Origin of the sequence: Nocardia flavorosea (assembly GCF_015477805.1) — a bacterium.
Lineage (GTDB): Bacteria > Actinomycetota > Actinomycetes > Mycobacteriales > Mycobacteriaceae > Nocardia > Nocardia flavorosea_A.
In genome coordinates this window covers 780,864-805,773 of sequence record NZ_JADLQL010000002.1, presented here as the reverse complement: position 1 = coordinate 805,773, position 24,910 = coordinate 780,864, and the positions used below count along the sequence as shown (strand labels likewise).

Sequence of the window (24,910 nt, the reverse complement as noted above, 5' to 3'; positions counted from 1 at the left end):
TCAGGCGTGGCTGTCACGGTTTCCACGGTCTTCGCCGGAGAGGAGTTTGGCGATCTCGGCGGTGACCGCTTCGGGGTTTTCCTGATGCGCGAAATGGCCGGCGTCGCGGACGGTCACCACCCGGCGGCGCGGCGACAGGTGCGGTGCGCGGTGCACCGTATGCGGGAGGATGTAGCGATCGGATTCGCCGCGCATCGAGACCACCGGTATATCGACGGGGCTGCGCATCACCGCCATGAACCGGCGCCCGTCGGGACGCCATTGGCTGCGGAAAGCCCACCGGTTGTATTCCAGCGCGCAATGCGCCGCGCCCGGGATCCGGATCGCGGCAGCCATCCGGGCTGCGGTATCGGTGCATTCCGCGGTCTCGGACCAGGCGGGTGAACTGCGGCCGGTCAGCACTTCGGCGGCGCCGCGGCCGTCTTCGCGGGTGAGCAGGTGTTCGGGATAGCGGGGTAGCTGGGCGCGCAGCAAACCCGGTAGGAAGGCACGGCGCTGCGCGTTGTCGCGCAACACCGAGCTCTTCAGTGCTGACGGATGCGGCGAGGACACGACGGCGATACCGCGCACCAGCCGCGGATGCAGCACCGCGGTCGCCCAGCACACCAGGCCGCCGTCGGCATGCCCGACCAGGGTCGCGTCGCGGTAGCCGAGCGCGCGGATCAGCCCGGCGATATCGCCGGCCAGGGTCCAGCCGTCGTAACCGCGCGGGGGTTTATCGCTGTCGCCGTAACCGCGCAGGTCGACCGCGACGGCGTGGTAGCCGAGCCCGGCCAGGGCAGTGAGTTGATGCCGCCAGGTCCACCAGAAATCAGCGAACCCGTGCAGCAGCACCACCAGCGGCGCCGCCGGGTCGTCGGGTCCGGCGGCGCGGTTGTCGCCGGGGTCGGCGGAAGCTACGTGCAGCCTTATGCCGTTGGCGTGCACATCACGGTGCGTCCAGACCCCGTCATAGCGCACGCTCGACGGGTCCGGTGGAAAATTCGACGCCACGGCGTCCGAGCGTAGTGAACGCCCGGTAACCACCGGTGTCTGCCCCGCTCAGCGCGCGGTCTTCTCCAGCGCGGTGGGGTTGTCGTGGCTGCCGAGGCCGGAGGGCAGCACCGTGCGGGTCTGCTTGAGCGAATCGATCGTCTTCTCCGGCGCCCGCAGTTTCTTGACCTTGCGGTAGCCCAGGAATCCGAGCAGTGCGGTGACCAAGATCATGAAAGCGAAGACGATCCAGAACGCGGCCCAGCGGGTGAGCCAGATATCCAGCGTTTCGGCGACCGCGAAGAAGAAGAAGAAACTGCTGAACAGCAGCACCGTCAGCGCGCCGATGAAGAAGACGCTGCCCTGCAACCCCTTCTTGATCTCACCGGTGACCTCGGCCTTGGCCAGCGCCACTTCGGCGCGAACCAGGGTCGAGACCTGCTCGGAGGCATCGCGGACCAGGCTGCCGAAACTGGCCGAGGCATGCGGGTCGATCTCGGACAGCGGAATCGAGGTGACCGTGCCGCCTCGTGCGCCGTCGCCGTTACCGCCCTGTGTGACACTCACGTGGTCGACCCTCTCCCTGTCCCGATTCTGCTCGGTCTTACTGTTCTGGTTCTAGCGCATCCGCGTCACGTCGCGCTTGGTGGACACGCCCACGCCGCAACAGTAGCGCCGAACCGATCAGCGATGCGGCCATGGAGGTCACCAGCACCGCGGCTTTGGCCAATTCGGCGGATGCGGGATAGCCCTCCAAGGCCAGTTCCGCCACGAGCAGGCTAACGGTGAACCCGATCGCGCCCAGCACCGACAGGGCGAACATATCGCGATAACCCAGATTCGCGGGACGTTTGGCGAGCCCGGTGCGGATCGCGACCCAGCTGATCCCGAAGATGCCGACGGTCTTGCCCAGCAGCAGGCCGAGAATGATCGCCAGGGACAGCCGTTCGGTGAACAGATCACCCAGGACTTCCCCGTTGATCGGGACACCCGAGGCGAACAGCGCGAACAGCGGTACACACAGACCGGCCGATATCGGCTGGAAGGTGTGTTCCCAGCGGGTGGCGGGCGCTTCGTCCTCATCTTCGTCGGCGCGGACGCGAGTGAGCAGACCGCACGCGACACCGGCGAGGGTTGGATGAATATGTGCTTCGTGCAGCGCGTACCAGCACAGCAGCGCCAGCGGGATATAGATCAGCGGCGAGGTCCAGCGCCGGTGCTGGGCGAACCACCAGGCACCGCAGCAGGCGAGCGCTACCAGCAGCCAGGTGAACGCCAGTCCGGCGGTGAACAGGATCGCGATCAGCACGATCGCCATCAGGTCGTCCACCACCGCCAGGCTGAGCAGGAACACCCGGGCGCTGGCGGGAATCCGGGACCCGGTCATCGCCAGCACCGCAAGCGCGAAGGCGATATCGGTGGCCACCGGGATGGCCCAGCCGCGATCCATACCGTCGACTCCGAAACCGATGCCGTAGGCGATCAGCGCGGGGGTCACCACACCGCCCACGGCCGCGATGATCGGCAGTGCGGCCCGTTTGGGGTCGGCCAGTTCACCGACGACGAGTTCGCGTTTGAGTTCGAGCCCGGCGACGAAGAAGAAGACGGCGAGCAACCCGTCCTTGACCCAATCCGCGAGGGACAGGTCGAGATGTAGGGGCGGGATCGCCAGCCGGGTTTCGGTGAGGGTCAGATAACTCCCGCCCCACGGTGAGTTCACCCAGAGCAATGCCACCGCAGCCGCGACCAGGAGCAGTGAACCGCCCACGGTTTCGGTGCGCAGATATCTGGCGAGTTCCGACCGGGGCCTGCTCAGCACGGAAATCCTTTCGGTCGTACGGACATATTCTGCGTCCGCTCGACCCGGGGATCACCGGCGAGCGCACGACCATCTCGCCGACCAGACTTCCCGGCACACCATAGGCAATCTTAACGGTCGGTAATTCCGTATCTCCCTGCGTACCCTCAGCCAGGGGAGCGCTGCGGGGCCGGGGATGCGCTATCCGACGGTGAAAACCAGCGGGGAATCCCGCTCTGCCGGCAACTTCGGGCGTGGTATCCGCAGCGGAAAACCCGAGCTCAGAACCCGGAGCGGGAGCGGCACCGGCACGCAATGCGGCCCGAGCTGTGAGCCGCTGTCCGGTTCGTTCGGTGCGGGATCGCATATGCAGGTTTCGGCCGTCCCCGGCCTATTCGGAACGACCGGCGCGAATGTTCTCGAACACCTGCGGGTCGACCAGAGTCGAGGTATCGCCCAGTTCGCGACCTTCGGCCACATCGCGCAGCAGCCGCCGCATGATCTTGCCGCTGCGGGTCTTGGGCAGTTCCGGTACTACGTGGATTTCCCGGGGGCGGGCGATCGGGCTGATCTCGCGCGCTACCTCGGCCTTGAGTTCGTCCACCATGGCCGCGCCGGTATCGGCGGCGTCGGCGGACAGGATCACGAAGGCCACGATCCCCTGACCGGTGGTTTCGTCGGTGGCGCCGACCACCGCCGCCTCCGCGACTCCGGAATGGCCGACCAGGGCGGATTCGACCTCCGCGGTGGAGATGCGATGCCCGGATACGTTCATCACATCGTCGACCCGGCCGAGCACCCAGAGGTCACCGTTGACGTCGAGTTTCGCGCCGTCACCGGCGAAGTACCAGCCCTGCTGGGCGAAACGGTCCCAGTAGGTGGCCCGGTAGCGTTCCATATCGCCCCAGATGCCGCGCAGCATCGCCGGCCACGGCTGATCCAGGACCAGATAGCCGTTGGCCTCGGTTTCCCCGCGGCGCACGGTATTGCCCTCCTCGTCCACAACGGTGGCCGAGATACCGGGCAGCGGTGTCATCGCGGCGCCGGGTTTGGTGGCGGTGATACCGGGCAGCGGGGAGATCATGATGGCTCCGGTTTCGGTCTGCCACCAGGTATCGACAATCGGTGCGGTACCGCCGCCGATCGCATCGCGGTACCAGCGCCAGGCCTCCGGGTTGATCGGTTCGCCGACCGAGCCGAGCACGCGGATCGAGGACAGATCGTGGGCGTCCGGGATCTGGCGGCCCCACTTCATGAAGGTGCGAACCAGAGTGGGGGCGGTGTAGTAGATCGTCACGCCGTACTTCTCGATGATCTGCCAGTGCCGGTGTTCGTCGGGGAAGTTCGGTGTGCCCTCGTAGAGCACCTGGGTGGCGCCGTTGGCGAGCGGGCCGTAGACGATATAGCTGTGCCCGGTCACCCAGCCGACGTCGGCGGTGCACCAGTAGATATCGGTTTCCGGTTTGTGGTCGAACACCACGCGGTGGGTGTAGGCGGTCTGGGTGAGGTATCCGCCGCTGGTGTGCAGGATGCCCTTGGGCTTACCCGTCGTACCCGAGGTGTAGAGGATGAACAGCGGTTGTTCGGAATCGAAGGCCTCGGCCTCGTGCGCCGGCTCGGCCCGGGCGACGGTTTCGTGCCACCACAGATCGCGGCCCTCGGTCCAGGCCACCTCGATCCCGACCCGGCGTACCACCAGCACATGTTCCACGCTGGACGGGACATCGCCGTGCGCGAACAGCGCCTCGTCGACCGCCTCCTTCAGCGGCGCCGCATTACCCCGTCGCCATTGGCCGTCGGTGGTGATGACCAGGCGCGCTTCGGCATCGTCGATACGCTGCCGAAGGGCGGTCGGGGAGAAACCCGCGAAAACCAGCGAATGCGTCAGGCCCAGCCGAGCGCAGGCCAGCATCGCCACGATGGTCTCCGGGATCATCGGCATGTAGATGGCGACCCGGTCGCCGGCAGTCAGACCGAGCGAGGTCAGATAGTTGGCTGCCCGGCCGACCTCGGCGAGCAGATCCGCGTAGGTGATCGTGCGGGAGTCGCCCGGTTCGCCCTCCCAGTGCAGCGCGACCTTGTCGCCGCGTCCTTCGAGGACGTGGCGGTCCACGCAGTTGTAGGCGACGTTCAGGCGTCCGCCGACGAACCATTTCGCCACCGGGGCCTCGCTCCAGTCGAGCACCTGGTTCCAGCGCTGGTGCCAGTGGAGGTGGCCGGCCTGCTCTGCCCAGAACCCTTCGCGATCCTGCGCGGCACGCTCGTAGATACCCGCATCCACATTCGCCGCGGCAGCGAACTCCGCGCTCGGCGGGTAGGCGTCCGGCGTTTCGGTCATCTGAGTCACTTCCTTCGCGTTACCTGCACCATGAGGGCTATCTGTGACCCTAAACTCTCCTGGGTCCGGCCGTGCGTATCCCCGGACGAAAGGCCGTCGACATGGGATGAACGGCTGCCGGGAGCGGATGAACGGTCGTGGCGATCCGGCGGGAAGTTCGCGAAGCCGCGCATCGGGGACCGTGTGCCGATATCCTCAGACAACTCTGCGAGGTATGGGCCGCGCCTGGCATCTCGTCTTCCGGGCCGAGAGCCGGATACCGCGGCGGGGGGTCGCGAAGGCAACGGCCTCGATCTCGCGGCGCGGAGGACACCGAGCGGAGCGAGCGAACGGGGAGTTTGGGTGCGGGGAGCGTCGTGGCGGGCGATCGTCCTGGTGCTGGTACTGGCCGCTGTGGCGGTTCTGCCCGCTTGTACGGTGACCCCGGCGCTGGGTGATTCCATCGCCGTCAACGGCTCGGAGCCGCAGAATCCGCTGGTGCCGTCGAATACGAATGAGAACGGTGGCGGGCGGATCGTCGATCGATTGTTCGCCGGGCTGCGCCGGATCGCCGCCGACGGCACTCTGCACGACGAGGTCGCCGAATCGATCGAGACCACCGATCAGCAGCACTATCGCATCCGGCTGAAACCCGGTTGGACCTTCAGCGACGGCTCACCGGTCACCGCGCACTCGTTCGTGGACGCCTGGAACTACGGCGCCCTGGTCACCAATGCCCAGTTGCAGAGCTATACCTTTGAGCCGATCGTCGGTTTCGCCGATGTACAGGCCGATCCGCCGCGGGCGCAGACGATGTCGGGTCTGCGGGTGCTCGACGATCTCACCTTCACCGTGGATCTGGTGGCGCCCACCATCGATTTCCGGACCCGGCTGGCCTACGCCCCGTACTACCCGTTGCCCGAGGCGGCGTTCGTGGATATGGCGGCGTTCGGGCAGCATCCGATCGGGAACGGCCCCTACCGTTTCGCGGGTCCGGATGCCTGGCAGCACGATGTGAAACTCGATCTGGTGCCGAACGAGTCGTACCGGGGTGGGCGGCCGCCCCGGAACAAGGGCCTGACCTTCGTCTTCTACTCCGATATCGATGCCGCGTACGCCGATCTGCTGGCCGGTAACCTGGATGTGCTCGATTCGGTTCCCACCAGCGCACTCACCGTCGTCCACGCGGATCTGGGCGACCGCGCCGTCGCCGCGGCTACCGCGAAGAACCAATGGATCGGTTTCCAGCCGGGCCTCCCGCATTTCGCGGGTGCGGAGGGCCGGCTGCGCCGGCACGCGATATCGCGGGCGATCGACCGGCAGGCCATCGGCGACAAGATCTTTCGCGGTACCCGCGCGCCTGCCCGCGATTACACCTCCAGCGTGCTGCCCGGCTTCGACGCCGACCTGCCGGGTTCGGAGGTTCTGGAATTCGATCCGGTGCAGGCCCGCCGGTTGTGGGCACAGGCGAATGAGATCTCGCCGTGGAGCGGCCGTTTCGAAATCGCCTACAACGCCGACGGGGACCATCAGTCCTGGATCGACGCGGTCGCGAACAGTATCGAGAACACCCTCGGTATCGAGGCCGTCGGTGCCGCTTATCCGACGTTCAAACAGCTTCGCGACCAGATCACCTCGGGGACCGTCGGCAAGGCTTTCCGTTCCGGCTGGCAGGGCGATTATCCGACCATGCTCCAGTTCCTCGAGCCGTCGTTCCTGGGCCACTCCGAAACCAACGATTTCGACTACCACAACCCGGGATTCGACGCTCTCATCGCGGCGGCCGAAGCCGCGGCGACCGAGCCCGAATCGTGGGCGCTGGTCGCCCGGGCACAGACGGTGCTCCTGTACGACCTGCCGGCCATCCCGATCTTCGACTATGTGAACTCGTCCGGGTTTTCCGACCGGGTCCGCGGGGTCACCTTCGGCTGGAACGGGATGGCGGATTTCGAGAATCTCGAGTTGATATGACACCGCGAACCCGCCGGCGGGAGGAGCGTGTATGGCCTGGTACATAGTGCGGCGCCTGCTGCAGATGGTTCCGGTGTTCTTCGGCGCCACCCTGCTGGTCTACTTCCTGATCTACAAGGTATCGGGAGGTTCGGTAGCGGCACTGGCCGGTGAGCGCACCCTCACACCCGCACTCGAAGAACAACTGCGCGCGCGGTACCACCTGGACCGCTCGTTCTTCGTGCAGTACTTCTACTACCTCAAAGGCATTTTCACCTTCGACCTCGGCACCTCTTTCTCCGGACGTTCGGTGAAAGACGAACTGACGCGCGCTTTTCCGATCACCTTCCGGCTCGCCTTCCTGGCGTTGGTCTTCGAAGCGGTGCTCGGCATCCTGCTCGGTGTGCTGGCCGGTTTACGCAAGGGCAAGCTGTTCGATTCGGCCATGCTGGTGGTGAGCCTGGTGGTCATCGCGATACCGGTATTCGTCCTCGGCTTCCTCGCACAGTTCCTGCTCGGCGTGAAATGGGGGATCGCACCCGTCACGGTCGGCGCGGACGCGAGCTGGGGCCGTCTGGTGGTGCCCGCGCTGGTCCTCGGGTCGCTTTCGTTCGCCTACGTCCTGCGGTTGACCCGTAACGCGGTCGCGGACAACCGTGACGCCGACTACGTGCGCACGGCGACGGCCAAGGGCTTGCCCCGGCGCCGTGTGGTCTCCGTCCACATCCTGCGGAACTCCCTGATCCCAGTGGTCACCTTCCTGGGAGCCGATCTCGGCGCGCTCATGGGCGGCGCGATCGTCACCGAGGGCATCTTCAACATTCCCGGGGTCGGCGGCACCCTTTATCAGGCGGTGGTGCGCGGTGAAGCGCCGACCGTGGTCTCGTTCGTCACGGTGCTGATCGTGGTGTTCCTGCTCGCCAACCTCGTGGTGGACCTGCTGTACGCGGTACTCGACCCCCGGATCCGTTATGCCTGAACAGGAGTGCGGCAATGTCGGATGAGCTGCCCCGCCGGCCCGACCGGCAACGCTGGGCCGCCGAACCGGACGCGGTGACCGTCGAGGCCGCCGATCGGGTCCGGGTCGCGGGCACACCACGCGGGTTCTGGGGTCAGACCTGGCGGAATCTGCGCCGCAACCCGCTGTTCTGGGTCGCGGCGGCGCTGATACTGCTCGTGGTCGTCCTGGCGGCCTTTCCCGGACTGTTCACCGATCAGGACCCGCGCTACTGCCTGGTGGACAACAGCCTGCTGCCGCCCAGCTCGGCGCACTGGTTCGGGTTCGACCTGCAGGGCTGCGATATCTACGCGCGCACCGTCTACGGTGCGCGCGCCTCCATCCTCACCGGGGTGGGGGCAGCGATGCTGTTCGTCCTGGTCGGAGCCGCGCTGGGAGCGCTGGCCGGCTATTACGGCGGGCTGCTCGATTCGATCATCTCCAGGATTTCGGAGATCGTCTTCGCCATCCCGCTCATGCTCGCCGCCATCGTGCTCATGCAACTGTCCTCCGAGCGCACCATCTGGCTGGTGATCGTCACGCTGGCCGGCTTCACCTGGCCGCAGGCGGCGCGCATCGCCCGCGGTTCGGTGATCGCGGCGAAGAACAGCGAGTATGTCCTGGCCGCCCGGGCGCTCGGGGTCTCCCGTCTCGGTATTCTCGTTCGCCATGTTCTGCCCAACTCGCTGGGCCCGGTCATCGTGGTGACCGCGATCTGGCTGGGTGTTTTCATCGTCACCGAGGCGACACTGTCGTTCCTCGGGGTCGGGCTGCCACCCACCGTGGTTTCCTGGGGCGCCGATATCGCGACCGGCCGGCAACAGTTACGCGGCGGTTCGCTGATCCTGTTCTATCCGGCCACCGCCCTGGCGCTGACGGTGCTCAGCTTCATCATGCTCGGCGACGCGCTGGGTGATGCCATCGATCCGAAAACCCGGCGGACTCGGTGAACGGCGGGAACCGGTGAATTCGGCCGCCCGGAACCCGAGCCGGCACATCGTATCCGCGGACCGGAGACAGGAATCGATCATGACCGGTGCCCTCGACGACCGCCCACTGCTGCAGGTCCGGGATCTGCGCATATCGTTCGGCACCGGCGAGGACCGCGTCGAGGCGGTGCGCGGCGTCGACCTCAGCGTCTATCCCGGTGAGACCGTGGCGATCGTGGGGGAGAGCGGATCGGGTAAATCGACCACCGCGCACGCCGTACTCGGCCTGCTGCCGCCCGGTGGCCGACTCACCGGCGGCAGTATCCGCTTCGCCGGCACGGAAATGGCCGGTGCGCCGGAATCCCGGCTGGTGGCTGTGCGCGGTACCGAGATCGGTTTCGTACCGCAGGACCCCATGTCGAACCTCGACCCGGTGTACACGATCGGCTTCCAGATCCGGGAAACGCTGGCCGCCAACGGTGTAGCCCGCGGCCGGGCAGCGAGCGAGCGGACAATCGAATTGCTGCGCGCCGCCGGAATACCCGACCCGGAATACCGGGCCGGCCAATATCCCCACGAGCTGTCCGGGGGCCTGCGCCAGCGTGCGCTCATCGCGATGGCACTGTCCGCGCGCCCGGCGCTGTTGATCGCCGACGAACCCACCTCGGCCCTGGACGTAACCGTGCAGCGCCGGATTCTCGACCATATCGACAGTCTCACCGGTGAGTTCGGCACCGCCATGCTGCTCATCACCCATGATCTGGGCTTGGCCGCCGAACGGGCGGAGCATCTGGTCGTGCTGTACCGGGGCCGGGTCGTCGAATCGGGTCCCGCGCTCGAACTGCTCCGGGATCCGCGGCATGCCTACACCCGGAAACTGGTCGATTCGGCACCCTCACTGGCTGCCGGGCGGCGGGTCGTGCGTCTCCACGATGCCGAGCAGGCCCCGGCGGGCGGCGTGGAGCCGCTCCTGATCGCCGACCGGCTCACCAAACGCTACCGGGTACGCGGTTCGGCCCCGTGGCGCTCCCGGGAGAGCGCAGCCGTGGAAGATGTCTCGTTCCGTCTACACCGTGGCACAACGACCGCGCTGGTCGGCGAATCGGGCTCCGGAAAATCCACCGTCGCCCAGCTCATCCTCGGGTTGCTCGAACCCACCTCGGGTTCAGTCCGTTTCGACGGTGCCGACATCTCCCGGCCCGCCCGCCACGAACAGACCCGGTTCCGCCGCCGGGTACAGCCGGTCTTCCAGAACCCCTATGCCTCACTCGATCCGATGTACTCGATCCACCGGTGTATCGCCGAACCGCTGTGGACCCATGGCCTGGGCACCCGCGCCCAACGTGACGCCCGGGTTCGTGAACTGCTGGACCAGGTCGCGCTGCCGGCCGGTATCGCGTCCCGCTATCCGAACGAACTATCCGGCGGGCAGCGTCAGCGGGTGGCCATCGCGCGAGCACTCGCCCTCGAACCGGACCTGCTGGTCTGCGACGAGGCGGTTTCGGCGCTCGATGTGCTCGTCCAGGCCGCCATCCTCGATCTACTCGATCGCCTGCAAGGCGAGCTGGGCCTGACCTACCTCTTCATCACTCACGATCTGGCGGTGGTTCGCCAGATCGCGGACGAGGTCCTGGTGATGCACGACGGACGTATCGTCGAGGCGGCGCCGACCGAGCAGATCTTCGAATCACCCGCCGCGGAGTACACCCGCGGCCTGCTCGCGGCCATCCCGGGTCGCGACCTCGCCCTGGAATAACCGGATCCTCGCGGGCCCCGCACCCGCCGTACCGCCGCGCCGCGTAGCCTGCACCCCGTGACCGATCCGCTCGCGCCCCTCACCGATCTACCCGGCGTCCGGGCCGCCGCCGACAAGGCCCGGGACGCATTGGCCGAGGTGCACCGGCACAAAACCAACCGCCGGGGCTGGCCGACGACCGCCGCCGAGGCAGCGGTCCGCGCCGCGCGCTCGTCGGCGGCGCTCGACGGCGGCACCACCGAACTCCCCGCCGACGGTGCGGTCGCCGATCCGATCCTGGCCGGCGCACTGCGCATCGGACAGGCCCTGGAAGGCGATTCGCTGCGCAACCTGGTCGGGATCTGGGAGCGGGCCCCGTTGCAGGCGCTGGCCCGGCTCCACCTGCTCGCCGCCGCGGACATGGTCGCCGACGAAGGCGAGCTGGGCCGGCCCCGCGCGCATGGCGGGGTGGCCGAGCGCCTGGATGTCCTGGCCCAGACTGTGCTGGCCACCTCGGCACCCGCCCCGGTGACCGCCGCGGTGGTGCACGGCGAACTGATGACCTTGAAACCGTTCGGTACCGCGGACGGGCTGGTAGCGCGTGCGGCGTCGCGGCTGGTGACCGTGTCCAGTGGGCTGGATCCGCACGCGCTCGGTGTGCCGGAGGTTTTCTTGTTACGGCGCCGCCAGGCCTACCTCGACGCGGCGGCGGGATTCGGCGCCGGCACGGCCGCCGGAGTCGGCGGCTGGGTGGTTTTCTGTTGCGGAGCCCTCGAAGACGGTGCCCGGGAGGCGATGTCGATCGCAGAGGCGGCGGCCGGCTGAATACCGCGCGGAAGAACCGGACCTGTTCGAGACCCGGTACGCGGCTGTCTCCGCACATAAAGCGGGCGGCGTGGTCCTTGGACCTCACCGCCCGCGAGCACGGACTACCTGGTTACCATGCGTGCTGAAATGGGTTGTGTTCTCCGGCCTCGGCGTTCCTCCGGGCTCCGCAGCAGCTCATCCCCGCAGCTATGCGAGGCCATCGCCGACAACGAACCGGATTTCGCAGGCCCACAACACTCCTGCCCTTGTCGCGGCGAGCTCCGCGTGGGTACCGGGTGTCCGTGCTGGGAAGGGGCGGTCGGGAGGCTGAGCCTTCTCTTCCGGCTGCGCCTTGGCCTTCCGTCCTTCCGTGCCTCCATTTTTACACTGTGAGCGCATTCACATCAAGGCTTCGCGGAACATCGCCGAACATTCGCCGAACGCTCCCCTGATTCGGAGATGCATGCTATAAGACCAGGTCGGCGGCTATCTTCACTGGCGGCGCAGGAGTCGATAGGTGAGGGCGCCGGCGGCCAGTGCGCTCAGTCCGACAGCGATGCCGGCGGCCGTCGTTCTCGACGGTGCGCGGAACCGTGACCACAGCGACACCGGGTTGGAGAAGGTGAGAATCGGCCAGCCCCGGGCGGTCGCCTCCCGCCGCAGATTCCGGTCGGGGTTCACCGCTGTCGGGTGGCCGACTGCCGACAACATCGGCAGATCGGTGATCGAATCGGAATACGCGTAGCACCGCGAGAGGTCGTAACCCGCTGTGGCGGACAACTTTTCCATGGCAGTGACCTTGCCCTCCCCGTAACAATAGAAATCGACGGCACCGGTGTACTTGCCGTCGACCACCTCCATCCGGGTCGCGGCGGTATGCGTGGCGCCCAGCGCTTCGGCGATCGGGGCCACCACCTCCTCCCCGGAGGCGGAGACGATCACCACATCGTGGCCGCGGATCCGGTGATCGGCGATCAGATCGACTGCCTCCGCATAGATCAGCGGATCCACCAGATCGTGCAAGGTCTCGGCCACGATCGACCGGATCTGGGCGACATCCCAGCCGGCGACCATATTCGTCAGGTTGGCGCGCATCCGCTCCATCTGATCGTGGTCGGCGCCCGAGAGCAGGAACATGAAATGGGCGTAGCTGCTCTCCAGCACCGCGCGCCGGTTGATCAGCCCCTCGGCGAAGAAGGGTTTGCTGAACACATAGGTGCTCGAGCGGGCTATCACCGTCTTGTCCAAGTCGAAGAATGCGGCGATTCGGCCGTTCATGCCGTGGCGATCGCCGGGGAGCGATGTCGAATCAGCGGGGTCCGTCACGGGTTCAGGATAGGCATCTGCGCCTGGCGTGTCGGCGCCGCCGGGCGGTTTCGACGGTCCTGACCTGTGGTTTCTCCTGGTGAGCGCGGGTGGGCCGGCGGCAGCGAACTTCTTTGTCGCGGGGCTTGCGCTCCCGTCGGGGATTGGGTGTAGTATGGCTGTCACCTGGACATGTTCCAGGCGCGTTCAGCCCGACCCCCCGGGGCTGAACCCCGACGGCCCCAGCCTCCTCCCCCCCCGGCTGGGGCCGTCCTCTATTCAGGGGACGGCCGCGAACTCGCCAGAGTTGTCCACAGGCCGCGAGTTGTCCACAATCGCCGGCACGGCCCGGTTCCGGCAAGGTTTCCTCGGCCACGCTGGTTCGTATGGACCACGACACGACCATCGCGGACGACGCCGGACCCGCTGTGCTGGTGTCCATCCGAGACCAGCGGCTCCGCGAGGAAGTCCGCCGGGTGGCCGCAGCGGCCGGGCGGCGTATCGAGGAAACCGATCCGCCGGTGAGCCGGCATACCTGGGCGGTGGCACCGCTCGTCGTACTGGACACCCCGGCGGCGGTGGAATGCGCCGCCGTCGCGCCGCCGCGGCGCAGCGGGGTGGTCACCGTCACCGACGGCGAGCCCGAACTGGGCGATTGGCAGGCGGCGGCGGTGATCGGCGCCGAACGAGTGGTCGCACTGCCCACCGCGGCGGTCGGGCTCATCGAGAAGTTCGCCGAATACGCCGAACGGCATGCCGAGGGCGGAGTCGTCATCGCGCTGGCCGGTGCCGGTGGCGGGGCCGGTGCGTCCACCCTGGCCGCGGCGGTCGCATTACGGTCGGCGACTTCCCGGTTCCGGCCGCATACCGTGCTCGTCGACGGCGTGCCGCACGGGGGCGGTCTGGATCTACTACTCGGGATCGAGGGGGCGCCGGGGCTGCGTTGGCCCGATCTGGTCATCGACGACGGCCGGGTGGCCGCCGCCGAATTACACAACGCCCTACCCGGTGCCGGTGTGGGCCTGTCGGTGCTGTCCTGCGGTCGCGGCGCCGGCCGGGCAGGCCCGATCGGTGCCGCCGCCGCGCATGCGGTGATCGAAGCAGCCCGTGGTGCCGGCGATCTCGTCGTCTGCGATATCTCCAGCGAACGCGGCCCGCAGGTAGACCGGATACTGGACGCTGCAGACCTGGTGGTGCTCGTCGTACCCGCGCGGTTGCGCGCGGTGGCAGCGGCCGAGGCCGTCGCGCGGTGGATCGCCGACCGGAATCCGAACCAAGGGCTGGTGGTGCGCGGGCCGGCCCCGGGCAACCTCCGCGGTCACGAAATCGCCAGGGTTCTCGAGCTGCCACTGCTGGCCGCTGTACGCGCTCAGCCCGGGCTCGGTGCCCGTCTGGAACGGGGCGGCCTGCGGTTGTCCCGTGGCCCACTGCGTACCGCCTGCGACGCGGTTCTGGCGGTACTGAGCCCGCCGGACGAACGGCGAACGGCATGAGCACCGGCACCGAAGACACCGTCGTCACGGCCGAGCTCCTGGAGCGAGTGCGCCGGCGGCTGGCCGGCGAATCCGCCCAGCCCGAACCGGCGCGGGTCGCGGCGGCCATCCGGGCCGAGGCCGGTGGCATGCTGGGTGATACCGATCTCCTGCGCGCATTACGACTGCTGCAGACCGAACTCACCGGCGCGGGCGTACTCGAGCCGCTGCTGCACGATCCGGCGGTCGCCGATGTACTGGTCACGGCGCCCGACGCAGTTTGGGTCGATCGCGGCCACGGGATCGAACGAACCTCGATCACCTTCCCCGACGAGGCCGCGGTGCGGCGCCTGGCCCAGCGGCTGGCGCTCTCGGCCGGCCGTCGGCTCGACGACGCGCAGCCCTGGGCGGACGGCCGGCTCTCCGGCCGAGAGCTCCTGCTGGGGAACAACTTCGGTGTCCGCCTGCACGCGGTACTGTCTCCGGTCGCGCTCGGCGGTACCTGCCTATCGCTACGCGTGCTGCGCCCGGCCACCCAGGGCTTGGACGCCCTGTCCCGAGCAGGAACGGTATCCGCCGAAGCGAAAAGCCTGCTGCGCAAGATCGTCCGGGCCCGGCTCGCCTTCTTGGTGGTGGGGGGAACCGGCGCCGGGAAAACAACGCTGTTGTCTGCGCTGCTCGCGGAGGTCGCCGCGGAAGAGCGAATCGTCTGCGTGGAGGACGCGGCCGAACTCGCGCCGCCGCATCCCCATGTGGTGCGGCTGGTGGCTCGCCCGGCGAATATAGAAGGCGCGGGCGAGATCACTGTGCGTGATCTGGTGCGCCAAGCGCTGCGGATGCGGCCCGATCGCATAGTGGTCGGGGAGGTGCGCGGCGCGGAGGTCGTGGACCTGCTCACCGCCCTCAACACCGGGCACGACGGTGGTGCAGGGACAGTTCACGCCAACTCACCGCACGAGGTCCCGGCGCGGCTCGAGGCACTCGCCGGTTCGGGCGGTATGGACCGGCCCGCTCTGCACAGTCAGCTGGCCGCCGCCGTCCAGGTCGTGCTGCACGTACAGCGGCGCACCGACGGTTCGCGCGTGCTCCGGGAAATCGGCGTGGTGCGGCGGAATGCCCACGGCTGGGTCGAGATCTGCCCGGCCTGGCACCCGGGTGGCCCCGGTCCCGGGGCAGGACTGCTGGCGGGGCAGCTCGCGGAACGGCTGCGCGGATGATTCCCGGAGAACCGGACGGGCCGGCCATCGCAGCACTCGGCTGTATCGCGCTGAGCCTGCTCATCCTTCCCGGGCCGGCTGCCCGGCGTCGATGCCTACGGGTCTTCCGCACGCAGCCGGCGCGCCGAATCCGCCGGCACCGTTGCCTCCACTGGATTGTGGGTCTGGGGTGTGCGGTCACGCTGGGCCTGGGCAGTGGGGCACTCGTCACCGCCGTCTTCGTCGGGGCCACCGTGACGGTGCGGGTGCGCCGGTCCCGCCGGTCCGGGCGGCACCGCGCCGAATGCGGATATCTGCTCGACGGTCTGGCAGCCGTGATCGCGGAACTGCACGTGGGCGCCCATCCCAGTGCGGCTGCCGCCGTCGCCGCCCGTGAAACGTCCGGTATCGCGGCACAGGTGTTCGCAGTCGGCGCGGCACGTAGCCGCCTGGGGGGATCCGGTGCCGATGGATTGCTTTCTCCCGCAACGGTGATCGCTACCGAACTGGCCCGCGTGGCCGACGCTTGGCGGGTAGCCGAGCAGCACGGCCTCGCCCTGGCCGAACTGCTGTCGGCGGCCCGCGCCGATCTGGCCGCCCGAGCCAGATTCCGCAGCCGGACAGAGGCCGCGCTGGCCGGTGCCCGGGCCACTGCCGCCATCCTGGCGGTACTTCCGGTGCTGGGCATCGGTTTGGGGCAGCTGATGGGCGCGGATCCGCTGCGCGTTCTCCTCTTCTCGGGAATCGGCACCTACCTTCTGCCGCTCGGCACCGGACTGGCGTGTGCCGGATTGCTGTGGGCCGACGAGATAACCCGCCGGGTGGTATCGAGATGAGCCCGCCTACCTGCCACGATCGCCGCCCGAATCCGCGGTCGCGATGCCGATCGATGCCCGGCCGGAATCCGAGTCGGCGGCCGCGCCGGTGTCGGCGATGAACTCCGCTCCGGAATTGTCCTGCCTGCTGCTGGCCGCGGCGTTACTGCTGACCCCAGCACGAGTGCCGGTTATCGCGCGGCTGCGTACCGGTCCCGCCCGGGGACACACGCCGGTAGCCGATGTATGCGTTCCGGCCGATCCGGTGGCGACCGCGACTCTCTTCGATTTGCTGGCGGCGTGTTTACGTGCCGGTTTGCCGACCGACGCCGCGGTCCGCGCCGTCGTGCCCACCTGCCCCGCCCGGCTGGCAGCGCCGCTACAGCATGCCGCCGACCTACTGGCCATGGGCGCCGACCCGGCCACCGCCTGGGCACCGGCCGCGCCGGGAGTCGCGGTTGCACCGGAGTTCGAAGCCCTGGCCCGGCTGGCGCGTCGGTCTGCTCGCTCCGGGTCTTCACTGGCGGCGGCGGTGAGCGAACTGGCCGAAGAACAACGGGCCCAGGTCGAGGAAGCGGCAACTGCGCGGGCCGAACGCGCCGGTGTACTGATCGGCGGCCCGCTGGGCCTGTGTTTCCTGCCGGCGTTCGTCTGCCTGGGCATCGTCCCGGTGATCGTGGGCCTGGCAGGCCGGGTATTGGGCGGTGCGTTGCTGTGAGCGGGCCACCGGACACGCAGATGTGCCCCGTACGGACCGACTGTACGGGGTCGAGAGAAAAAGGGGGAAGCAGATGTGGAATGTGATCGAATGCAAGGCGGTGCGCCGCTTGTGCGCGGCCGGTGAAGAACTCACTGCCCGGCTCCTGCGCGCAGCGGTCGCCGACGATGGTATGAGCACCGTCGAATATGCGATCGGCACCATCGCCGCGGCGGCCTTCGGTGCCGTCTTGTACACGGTGGTGACCGGCGAGAGTATCCCCGACGCGCTCACCGGGATCATCGAAAAGGCCTTGAATACAAGTGTCTAGCGCGGCGAGCGGGCCCGGCCGGCGGCCCTGTCCCGCAGTTCCTGGGACTGCACGGGCGGTTCTGCGTGACGACGCCGGTTCGGTGACTGTCGAGGCGGCGATCGCCCTCGGGGCGCTTGCCGCGGCGGTAGCGCTGTGCGTGGGTACGATCTTCGCCGCGGTTACCCAGGTGCGCTGTATCGATGCCGCCCGGGAGGCAGCCCGGCTCGCCGCACGGGGCGACCGGGCGGCCGCCGAGCCCACCGCACGGCAGGTCGCGCCGGACGGTGCGCGTATCGCGGTGCGCTACGAGGCCGGTCGCGTGGTCGCGGTTGTCACCGCGGAAGTTCCGCTCTTACCTGCACTCGAGTTGCGTGCCGAAGCGGTGGCCGCACGCGAGCCCGGGGAGGACGGATGAAGTATGAATCCGTGGGCGTGCGATCGAGCCGCCGACCGGGTGGGGCGCAAGGTCGAGACCGCGGTACTCACGGTTTCGGCCGCCCGGGTTCTGCGTGTCTGTCCCGGGACGGCGGGTCGGCAACGGTGGCAGGGTGCCTCGCCTTGATCGCGTTGCTTGCACTCACCGTGCTCGTCACTCATGTGGGTGGCGTGATCGCGGCGCGGCACCGGGCGCAGGCCGCGGCTGATCTGGCGGCCTTGGCCGCCGCCGCGAAACTACTCGAAGGCGCCGATGCGGGCTGTGGTGCTGCCGAATCGATCGGCCGGCGTATGAAGGCCGGACTGATCCGATGCGAGATCGCCGGATGGGACGTATTGATCGAGGTCGAAGAAAAAGTACCAGTGGGTCCGTTCGGATCACGCAGCATACGAGCGATTGCCCGGGCAGGTCCGGTCGCGGAGGAGAGGTGATCGGCCTTCGTGGAATTCTGTGGACTACGAATACCGCATTCGCTTAGGTACGGCAATTAATGGCTCGCTACCGGAAATAGGAGTTTGTTATTGAATTGAATCGGGCGCATTGCCGGCAGCAACCTATCGGTTACGTGGCAACAAACCAGTTAACATGATCATCTTCCTATTAAATCGGGCGGGGAAGTGGACACGTTGCCGGGTGTTGCCATGGGGTGGATGTGCTGACCAGTGTGTACCGCTCATGGCGAGCTGGACGAGCGTCCGGCTTGGCCGGGCTCGGCCAGAATCGCCGTCAACAACCTGATTGCTCCGGTCTTGTCGAGCGGGTCGTTGCCGTTGCCGCATTTCGGTGATTGCACACACGACGGGCAGCCGGTGCGGCAGGAACACGACTCGACGGCGGCCAGGGTGGCCGCCAGCCACCGCCGCAGCATGGCGTAGCCGCGTTCGGCGAATCCGGCACCACCGGCCTGTCCGTCGTAGACGAAGACCGTGGGCAGGCCGGTATCGGGATGCTGCGCAGTGGACACACCGCCGATATCCCACCGGTCGCACGTCGCGACCAGGGGCAACAGTCCGATCGCCGCGTGTTCGGCGGCGTGCAACGAGCCGGGCACATCGGCGTCCGCGATTCCGGCACGGCTCAGCAGGTCGGGAGTCAGCGTGTAGAACACCGCGGTAGTGGGCAGCTGCTGCGGCGGCAGGTCCAGTTCGACCAGGTCGAGTACCTCGCCGGTGACCGCGGTACGCAGATAACCCGTGACCTGACTGTGTACGGTGACCGTGGCCAATGCGGCCGTGACCTGGCCGAATGCACGACTTTCCCGGATCGAGTCAATGGTGAGAGAAGTGATCTGCCGGGCGCTGGTGGTCCACCCCGGGGTCTCTTCACGTACGAACGCGACGCCTCCCTCGAGGTCGAGTTCGTCGACCACGTAGGTCTCACCCTGGTGTAGGTGTACCGCTCCCGGGTGCAGGGTGGCCGGCGCGCGCGCCGCGTCCGCCGTGCCCAGGAACCGTCCGGTTTCGCCGACCACGATCGCCATCGGGGTGCCGATACCGCCACGGACATCGACCGAATCGTGCGGTGGTTCGGCGGCGGTATAGAACCAGCGGTGACCGCCGTTGGAGCGGCGCCGGCGAATGAGCCCCCTACCTGCGAGTTCGGCCACGATGTGATGGTCGGCCAAGCGTTGGACCTCGGCGTCGTCGAGCGGAAGCTCCATGGCGGCGCACAGCAGTTGCGGGCCGAGCACGTACGGGTTGGCGGGATCGATGATCGTGGCTTCCACCGGGCGGTCCAGCAGGGCTTCCGGGTGGTGGACGAGGTAGGTGTCCAGTGGATCGTCGCGGGCCACCAGCACCGCCAGAGCCCCCTGGGTTCGCCGTCCGGCCCGGCCGGTCTGCTGGCGGAAGGAGGCCACCGTCCCGGGGAAGCCCGCGAGGACCACCGCGTCCAAACCGGCGATATCCACGCCGAGTTCCAGCGCATTGGTGGTCGCCGCGGCCAGTAGCGATCCGTCGGCGAGTCCCGCTTCGAGTTCCCGGCGGTCTTCGGGTAGGTAGCCGCCACGGTAGGCTGCGATACGTCCGGCCAGCTCAGGGGCCGTTTCCGCCAGTCGCTGCCGGGTGTGCAGGGCGATCAGTTCGGCGGCCCGCCGCGACCGCGCGAAGGTCAGCGTACGGGCGCCTTCGAGCACCAGGTCGGCGGTGATCCGGGCGGCCTCGGTGGTGGCGCCCAGGCGTACCGGGGCGCCGTTCTCGCCCTGTATCGAGGTGAGCAGTGGCGGCTCCCAGAATGCCACCGTCCGTGGTCCCTGCGGCGACCCGTCCTCGGTCACCGCGGCGCAGTCCGCGCCGATCAACCGTGCCGCGGCGGCGGCCGGGTCGGCGGCGGTCGCGGAGCAGAGCACGAACACCGGATCGGCGCCGTAGTGGGCGGCCAACCGGCGGAGCCGCCGCAGTACCAGTGCCACGTGGGAGCCGAAGACCCCGCGGTAGGCATGGCATTCGTCGACGACCACATAGCGCAGCCGGCGGAACAGCCGGGCCCAGCGCTGGTGGGAGCGCAGCATGCCGAGATGCAGCATGTCGGGGTTGGTGAATACCCACCGTGCCTCTGCCCGTACCAACTGCCGGATCTCCGTCGGTGTGTCGCCGTCGTAGGCGGCCACCGGGATATGGCGCAGTGCTTTGTGCCGTGTGAGCTCGCCGGCTGTTCGCAATTGGTCGGCGCCGAGAGCTTTGGTCGGGGCCAGATACAGCGCTGTGGCTCGCGGGTCGTCGTGTAATGCCGTGAGCACCGGGAGCTGGTAGCCCAGTGATTTACCGGAGGCGGTTCCGGTGGACACGACCACGTTGTGCCCGCTGTGAGCGAGTTCCGCGGTGGCGGCCTGATGGCTCCACGGCGCCGCGATACCTTCCTCGCGTAGCGCGTCGATCACCGCAGACGCCGCCCAGATCGGCCATTCGACGGTCTGGGCCGCGCGGCCGGGGACCTCCGCGATATGTGTCAGCCGCGAATCGGTATCCTCGCTTGCGCGCAGGACACGATTCAGCAACGATCGCCCGTAGCCGGCCTCGGATCGGACCTCGCGAATCATGTCGCCACACCTTCTGCGCGGCCGGAGAATGTGAAACATTGCCGTCCGCCGCCTGTTGCCTGCGGATTCGGTACCCGATAGCGATCTGGGTCACAGCCGGGTGTGCGGTCCGCTCGCTGGTTATCGGTAGGCAAACATACCGGAGGTTCAGATTCCGGCGGGCTATCCCTTATAGCCGCATTCGCGAGATCAATTTTTTTGCAAATTGTCGGTAACTCCGCTGTTGAATTTCCCAAAGACATGGTTCACTGGGTCTCGGTCGCAAGCTTCTGTGTTCGAGGGAACGGATGCAAAGTCCAAACCTTGGCAGGATCGATGTTGCGAACCGCTTACGAAGGCCCTGCGGGAGTCCAGAGTACAGGGGTTCGGAACAGGCCCGGTGGACGAAACTCAGTTGTCCGCCGTTCCGAGTAAGAAAAGAGAAGGAACAGAATGGCACAGGGAACTGTGAAGTGGTTCAACGCGGAGAAGGGCTTCGGCTTCATCGCGCCCGAAGACGGCTCTGCGGACGTCTTCGTCCACTACTCCGAAATCCAGGGTTCGGGGTTCCGTACCCTCGAGGAAAATCAGAAGGTCGAGTTCGAGGTTGGTCAGGGCACCAAGGGCCCGCAGGCCACCGGAGTTCGTGCGCTCAGCTGAGCGAGTACACCTCCCAGTTCGTCCCTCGATCCCGTAACGGGAGCGAGGGACGAACTATATGTGCAGTATGTGTACCGCTGCGGCCATGAGCCCGCGCATCTCGACGCGCCCGCCCGGGTCGTGCGCTCCCCACGCATCCGGGTTTTCGCTCCGGCCGTACGGCAACCGGATTCCCCGGCATCGGCCGCGCACTGTCCGGCCCCCCATCATCGAGCCGTGGCAGACGGTGTCGCGTCACACTTCTGGCGGACCGCCGGCTCATCTCGTCCGAATTGCGCCACGCGCGGACGGACGGCCGATTACCGTCCTCGCGCACCGCTCACCTCGACAAGGCACGACTTCGTGACCTACCGTGCGTGCTGTGGTGGCCCCGCGCCCTGCATACTGAACGGCATCGACGCGCCATCGCCCGATGGTCGCGACCGCTCGACCACGCGCAGCGTCAAGGTATAAACGTGTCTGGTGGTGATGTTGGTCGTCACCATCTGTTCATCCAGCCGCGTCCTGCGCCCCAGCAGCGTCCAGCGGGTCGAGAAGGAAAGGGATTCGCCGGTGGCAACACGAGACCGTAGCGCAGCCGAGGCGGGCCGTCCCGTGCGTCGTCTCGTGATCGTCGAGTCTCCGACAAAGGCTCGGAAAATCGCGCCCTACCTGGGCCGGAACTATACGGTCGAGGCCTCGGTGGGACATATCCGCGATCTGCCACGCGGCGCCGCCGACGTGCCGGCCAAATACAAGGGGCAGGACTGGGCCCGGCTCGGGGTGGACGTCAACAACGACTTCGAACCCATCTATGTGGTGAGCCCTGACAAGAAGGGTAAGGTCACCGAACTCAAGGGCCTGCTGGCCGACGCCGACGAGCTGTATCTCGCCACCGACCCCGACCGTGAGGGCGAGGCGATCGCCTGGCATCTGCTGGAGACGCTGAAGCCGAAGGTCCCGGTCCGGCGGATGGTGTTCCACGAGATCACCGAACCGGCCATCCGGGCCGCCGCCGCCGATACCCGCGAGCTGGACAACGACCTGGTCGACGCGCAGGAAACCCGGCGCATCCTGGACCGGCTGTACGGCTACGAGGTCAGCCCGGTGCTGTGGAAGAAGGTCATGCCGCGGCTGTCGGCGGGCCGCGTGCAGTCCGTGGCCACCCGGGTGATCGTGCAGCGGGAACGTGAGCGGATGGCGTTCCGGTCGGCCGAGTACTGGGATATCGCGGCGAAACTGGACGCCGGCGGGGAATCCGATACCGCCAACCCGCGGGTTTTCTCCGCGCGGCTGGTCGATGTCGACGGGGCCCGAGTGGCCACCGGCCGGGATTTCGGTTCCGATGGGCAGCTCAAAGCCGATTCCCGTGCCCTGGTGCTGGACGAGGCGCGGGCTCGGCGGCTGGCCGAGGCGCTGCACGGCGCCGACCTGGTGGTGACCTCCGCCGAATCCAAGCCGTACAGCCGGAAACCCTATGCGCCGTTCATGACCTCCACCCTCCAACAGGAGGCCGGCCGCAAACTCCGGTTCACCTCCGAACGCACCATGCGCACCGCGCAGCGGCTGTACGAAAACGGCTACATCACCTATATGCGTACCGACTCGACGACCCTGTCGGAGTCGGCGATCAATGCTGCCCGCACCCAGGCGACCCAGCTGTACGGCGCGGAGTACGTGCACCCGACCGCGCGGCAGTACACCCGCAAGGTCAAGAACGCGCAGGAAGCACACGAGGCGATCCGCCCCGCCGGGGATACCTTCGCCACACCCGGGCAGTTGCATTCCCGGCTGGACAACGACGAGTTCCGGCTATACGAGCTGATCTGGCAGCGCACCGTCGCCTCGCAGATGGCCGACGCCAAGGGCACCACTCTCACCTTGCGGATCACCGGCACGGCCGGTACCGGCGAAGAATGCGTGTTCTCTGCTTCGGGGCGCACCATCACCTTCCCGGGCTTCCTCAAAGCGTATGTGGAAAGCGTCGACGAGGAGGCCGGCGGCCAATCCGACGATGCAGAAACCCGGTTGCCGCAGCTCGCGGAGGGCGAGGGCGTAACGGCGGTCGAGTTGAACCCCGATGGGCATTCCACCAATCCGCCCGCTCGATACACCGAAGCGTCGCTGGTCAAAACGTTGGAGGAGCTGGGTATCGGACGCCCGTCCACCTACTCCTCGATCATCAAAACCATTCTCGACCGCGGCTATATCTACAAGCGCGGCAGCGCGCTGGTGCCGTCCTGGGTGGCGTTCTCGGTGACCGGACTGCTGGAATCGCATTTCGGCCGGCTGGTCGATTTCGATTTCACCGCCGCCATGGAGGACGATCTCGACGCTATCGCCACCGGCCGGGCCCGGCGCGGAAACTGGTTGTCCAGCTTCTACTTCGGTGGGGACGACGGCGCCGAGGGGTCGGTCGCGCGGGCCGGCGGGCTCAAGAAGATGGTCGGGGAACGGCTCGACGATATCGATGCCCGCGAGATCAATTCGATCAAACTCTTCACCGACGACGCGGGCCGCGATGTGGTGGTGCGGGTCGGCCGGTACGGGCCGTACCTGGAGCGTATGGTCACCGACCCCGACAAGCCCGATGCGGAACCGACCTCGCAACGTGCCAACCTGCCCGACGATCTACCGCCCGACGAGCTGACCCCCGACGTCGCGGAGAAACTGTTCGCGACCCCACAGGAGGGGCGTGCACTCGGTGTCGATCCGGTTAACGGGCACGAAATCGTCGTGAAGGAAGGCCGTTTCGGGCCCTACGTGACCGAGATCCTGCCCGAACCTCCGGAGGACGAGGCAGCCAAGAAGACCACGAAGAAGAACAACGGGCCGAAACCGCGCACCGGGTCGCTGCTGAAATCCATGGACCCGGCGACGGTTACCCTCGACGACGCTCTCAAGCTGCTCTCGCTGCCACGAGTGGTCGGTACGGATCCGGCATCCGGTGAGGAGATCACCGCGCAGAACGGGCGATACGGCCCGTACCTCAAGAAGGGGGCCGATTCGCGGTCTCTGGCCACCGAGGACCAGATCTTCACGGTAACCCTGGACGACGCCCTCAAGTTATATGCCGAACCCAAACGCCGAGGTAGACAGGCTGCGGCCGCTGCGCCGCTGCGGGAACTCGGCAACGATTCGGCCACTGGTAAACCCATGGTGATCAAGGACGGGCGGTTCGGACCCTACGTCACCGACGGGGAGACCAACGCCAGCCTGCGTAAGGGCGACGAGGTGGAATCGATCACCGACGAACGGGCCTCGGAACTGCTGGCCGACCGCCGCGCGCGGGGTCCGGTGAAGAAGACCGCCAAGAAGACCGCGAAGAAGGCTCCGGCAAAGAAAGCCGCGGCGAAGAAGACCACCACCGCGGCGAAGAAGTCGACCACCGCGAAGAAGACGCCGGCGAAGAAGTCGACGGCCAAGAAGGCGCCCGCAAAGCAGGCCGCGAGCCGCGCCACAGCCGAGAGCGACAAATAGAACTGTCGTACCCGAGCCGTAATCTGACGCGCGACC

Annotated in this window: 20 protein-coding genes; 14 read left to right on the top strand and 6 right to left on the bottom strand. The window is 67.6% G+C overall.

The genetic code is table 11. The annotated features are described in order from the left end of the window. The 4 genes from IU448_RS12650 to acs all read right to left on the bottom strand — a co-directional run bounded on the left by IU448_RS12650 (position 1) and on the right by acs (position 5,108). Positions 1-993: an alpha/beta fold hydrolase gene (locus tag IU448_RS12650; protein ID WP_195055732.1), complete on the bottom strand. Its 993-nt coding sequence runs from the start codon at positions 991-993 to the stop codon at positions 1-3. A 48-nt stretch (positions 994-1,041) separates the two neighbouring features. After that, entirely contained in the window at positions 1,042-1,539 is a 498-nt protein-coding gene (locus IU448_RS12645) for a phage holin family protein (RefSeq protein WP_195055731.1), read from the bottom strand. 37 nt (positions 1,540-1,576) lie between these two features. After that, positions 1,577-2,788 (bottom strand): Na+/H+ antiporter NhaA, encoded by a 1,212-nt coding sequence (gene nhaA / locus IU448_RS12640; protein ID WP_195056276.1) that lies wholly within the window; start codon positions 2,786-2,788, stop codon positions 1,577-1,579. A 373-nt stretch (positions 2,789-3,161) separates the two neighbouring features. Further along, entirely contained in the window at positions 3,162-5,108 is a 1,947-nt protein-coding gene (gene acs, locus IU448_RS12635) for an acetate--CoA ligase (protein ID WP_195055730.1), read from the bottom strand. Positions 5,109-5,450: 342 nt separating this feature from the next. On the opposite strand from acs, the gene IU448_RS12630 reads away from it, so the two are divergent. The 5 genes from IU448_RS12630 to IU448_RS12610 all read left to right on the top strand — a co-directional run bounded on the left by IU448_RS12630 (position 5,451) and on the right by IU448_RS12610 (position 11,523). Then, positions 5,451-7,058, top strand: a complete 1,608-nt coding sequence (locus IU448_RS12630; protein ID WP_195055729.1) for a peptide ABC transporter substrate-binding protein — start codon at positions 5,451-5,453, stop codon at positions 7,056-7,058. Between the two features lie 31 nt (positions 7,059-7,089). Next, positions 7,090-8,016, top strand: a complete 927-nt coding sequence (locus tag IU448_RS12625; RefSeq protein WP_195055728.1) for an ABC transporter permease — start codon at positions 7,090-7,092, stop codon at positions 8,014-8,016. A 14-nt stretch (positions 8,017-8,030) separates the two neighbouring features. Beyond that, positions 8,031-8,984 carry an ABC transporter permease gene (locus tag IU448_RS12620; protein WP_195055727.1) on the top strand — a complete coding sequence of 318 codons (954 nt, stop codon included), beginning with the start codon at positions 8,031-8,033 and terminating at the stop codon, positions 8,982-8,984. Positions 8,985-9,063: 79 nt separating this feature from the next. Beyond that, positions 9,064-10,719: a dipeptide ABC transporter ATP-binding protein gene (locus IU448_RS12615; protein ID WP_195055726.1), complete on the top strand. Its 1,656-nt coding sequence runs from the start codon at positions 9,064-9,066 to the stop codon at positions 10,717-10,719. A gap of 57 nt (positions 10,720-10,776) precedes the next feature. Next, entirely contained in the window at positions 10,777-11,523 is a 747-nt protein-coding gene (locus tag IU448_RS12610) for an oxidoreductase (RefSeq protein WP_195055725.1), read from the top strand. 474 nt (positions 11,524-11,997) lie between these two features. Here the strand turns inward: IU448_RS12610 and IU448_RS12605 are convergent, their stop codons facing one another. After that, positions 11,998-12,783 carry an HAD family hydrolase gene (locus IU448_RS12605; RefSeq protein ID WP_195056275.1) on the bottom strand — a complete coding sequence of 262 codons (786 nt, stop codon included), beginning with the start codon at positions 12,781-12,783 and terminating at the stop codon, positions 11,998-12,000. A 413-nt stretch (positions 12,784-13,196) separates the two neighbouring features. On the opposite strand from IU448_RS12605, the gene ssd reads away from it, so the two are divergent. The 7 genes from ssd to IU448_RS12570 all read left to right on the top strand — a co-directional run bounded on the left by ssd (position 13,197) and on the right by IU448_RS12570 (position 18,170). Beyond that, positions 13,197-14,303: a septum site-determining protein Ssd gene (ssd, locus tag IU448_RS12600; protein WP_195055724.1), complete on the top strand. Its 1,107-nt coding sequence runs from the start codon at positions 13,197-13,199 to the stop codon at positions 14,301-14,303. After that, positions 14,300-15,499, top strand: a complete 1,200-nt coding sequence (locus IU448_RS12595; protein ID WP_195055723.1) for a TadA family conjugal transfer-associated ATPase — start codon at positions 14,300-14,302, stop codon at positions 15,497-15,499. The genes ssd and IU448_RS12595 overlap by 4 nt, the downstream gene beginning before the upstream one ends. Before the next feature lie 158 nt (positions 15,500-15,657). Beyond that, on the top strand, positions 15,658-16,314 hold the full coding sequence (locus tag IU448_RS12590; RefSeq protein ID WP_416382991.1) for a type II secretion system F family protein: 657 nt from the start codon (positions 15,658-15,660) through the stop codon (positions 16,312-16,314). Positions 16,315-16,411: 97 nt separating this feature from the next. Then, on the top strand, positions 16,412-17,011 hold the full coding sequence (locus IU448_RS12585; protein ID WP_195055721.1) for a type II secretion system F family protein: 600 nt from the start codon (positions 16,412-16,414) through the stop codon (positions 17,009-17,011). Between the two features lie 73 nt (positions 17,012-17,084). Beyond that, the gene (locus IU448_RS29385; RefSeq protein WP_195055720.1) at positions 17,085-17,321 is read left to right on the top strand and encodes a DUF4244 domain-containing protein; all 237 of its coding nucleotides are present in this window, start codon (positions 17,085-17,087) and stop codon (positions 17,319-17,321) included. 82 nt (positions 17,322-17,403) lie between these two features. Beyond that, positions 17,404-17,718, top strand: a complete 315-nt coding sequence (locus tag IU448_RS12575; RefSeq protein WP_195055719.1) for a TadE family type IV pilus minor pilin — start codon at positions 17,404-17,406, stop codon at positions 17,716-17,718. A 98-nt stretch (positions 17,719-17,816) separates the two neighbouring features. Then, a complete protein-coding gene (locus tag IU448_RS12570; protein WP_267467111.1) occupies positions 17,817-18,170 on the top strand; it encodes an Rv3654c family TadE-like protein in 354 nt (117 codons plus the stop codon). A 242-nt stretch (positions 18,171-18,412) separates the two neighbouring features. Here IU448_RS12570 and IU448_RS12565 read toward each other — a convergent pair whose 3' ends face one another. Beyond that, the gene (locus tag IU448_RS12565) at positions 18,413-20,776 is read right to left on the bottom strand and encodes a DEAD/DEAH box helicase (RefSeq protein WP_195055717.1); all 2,364 of its coding nucleotides are present in this window, start codon (positions 20,774-20,776) and stop codon (positions 18,413-18,415) included. Between the two features lie 432 nt (positions 20,777-21,208). On the opposite strand from IU448_RS12565, the gene IU448_RS12560 reads away from it, so the two are divergent. Together IU448_RS12560 and topA are read left to right on the top strand one after the other, a co-directional pair. Then, positions 21,209-21,415 carry a cold-shock protein gene (locus tag IU448_RS12560; protein ID WP_011206895.1) on the top strand — a complete coding sequence of 69 codons (207 nt, stop codon included), beginning with the start codon at positions 21,209-21,211 and terminating at the stop codon, positions 21,413-21,415. A 606-nt stretch (positions 21,416-22,021) separates the two neighbouring features. Further along, positions 22,022-24,874 (top strand): type I DNA topoisomerase, encoded by a 2,853-nt coding sequence (gene topA / locus IU448_RS12555; protein ID WP_324188609.1) that lies wholly within the window; start codon positions 22,022-22,024, stop codon positions 24,872-24,874. Positions 24,875-24,910: the final 36 nt, after the last annotated feature.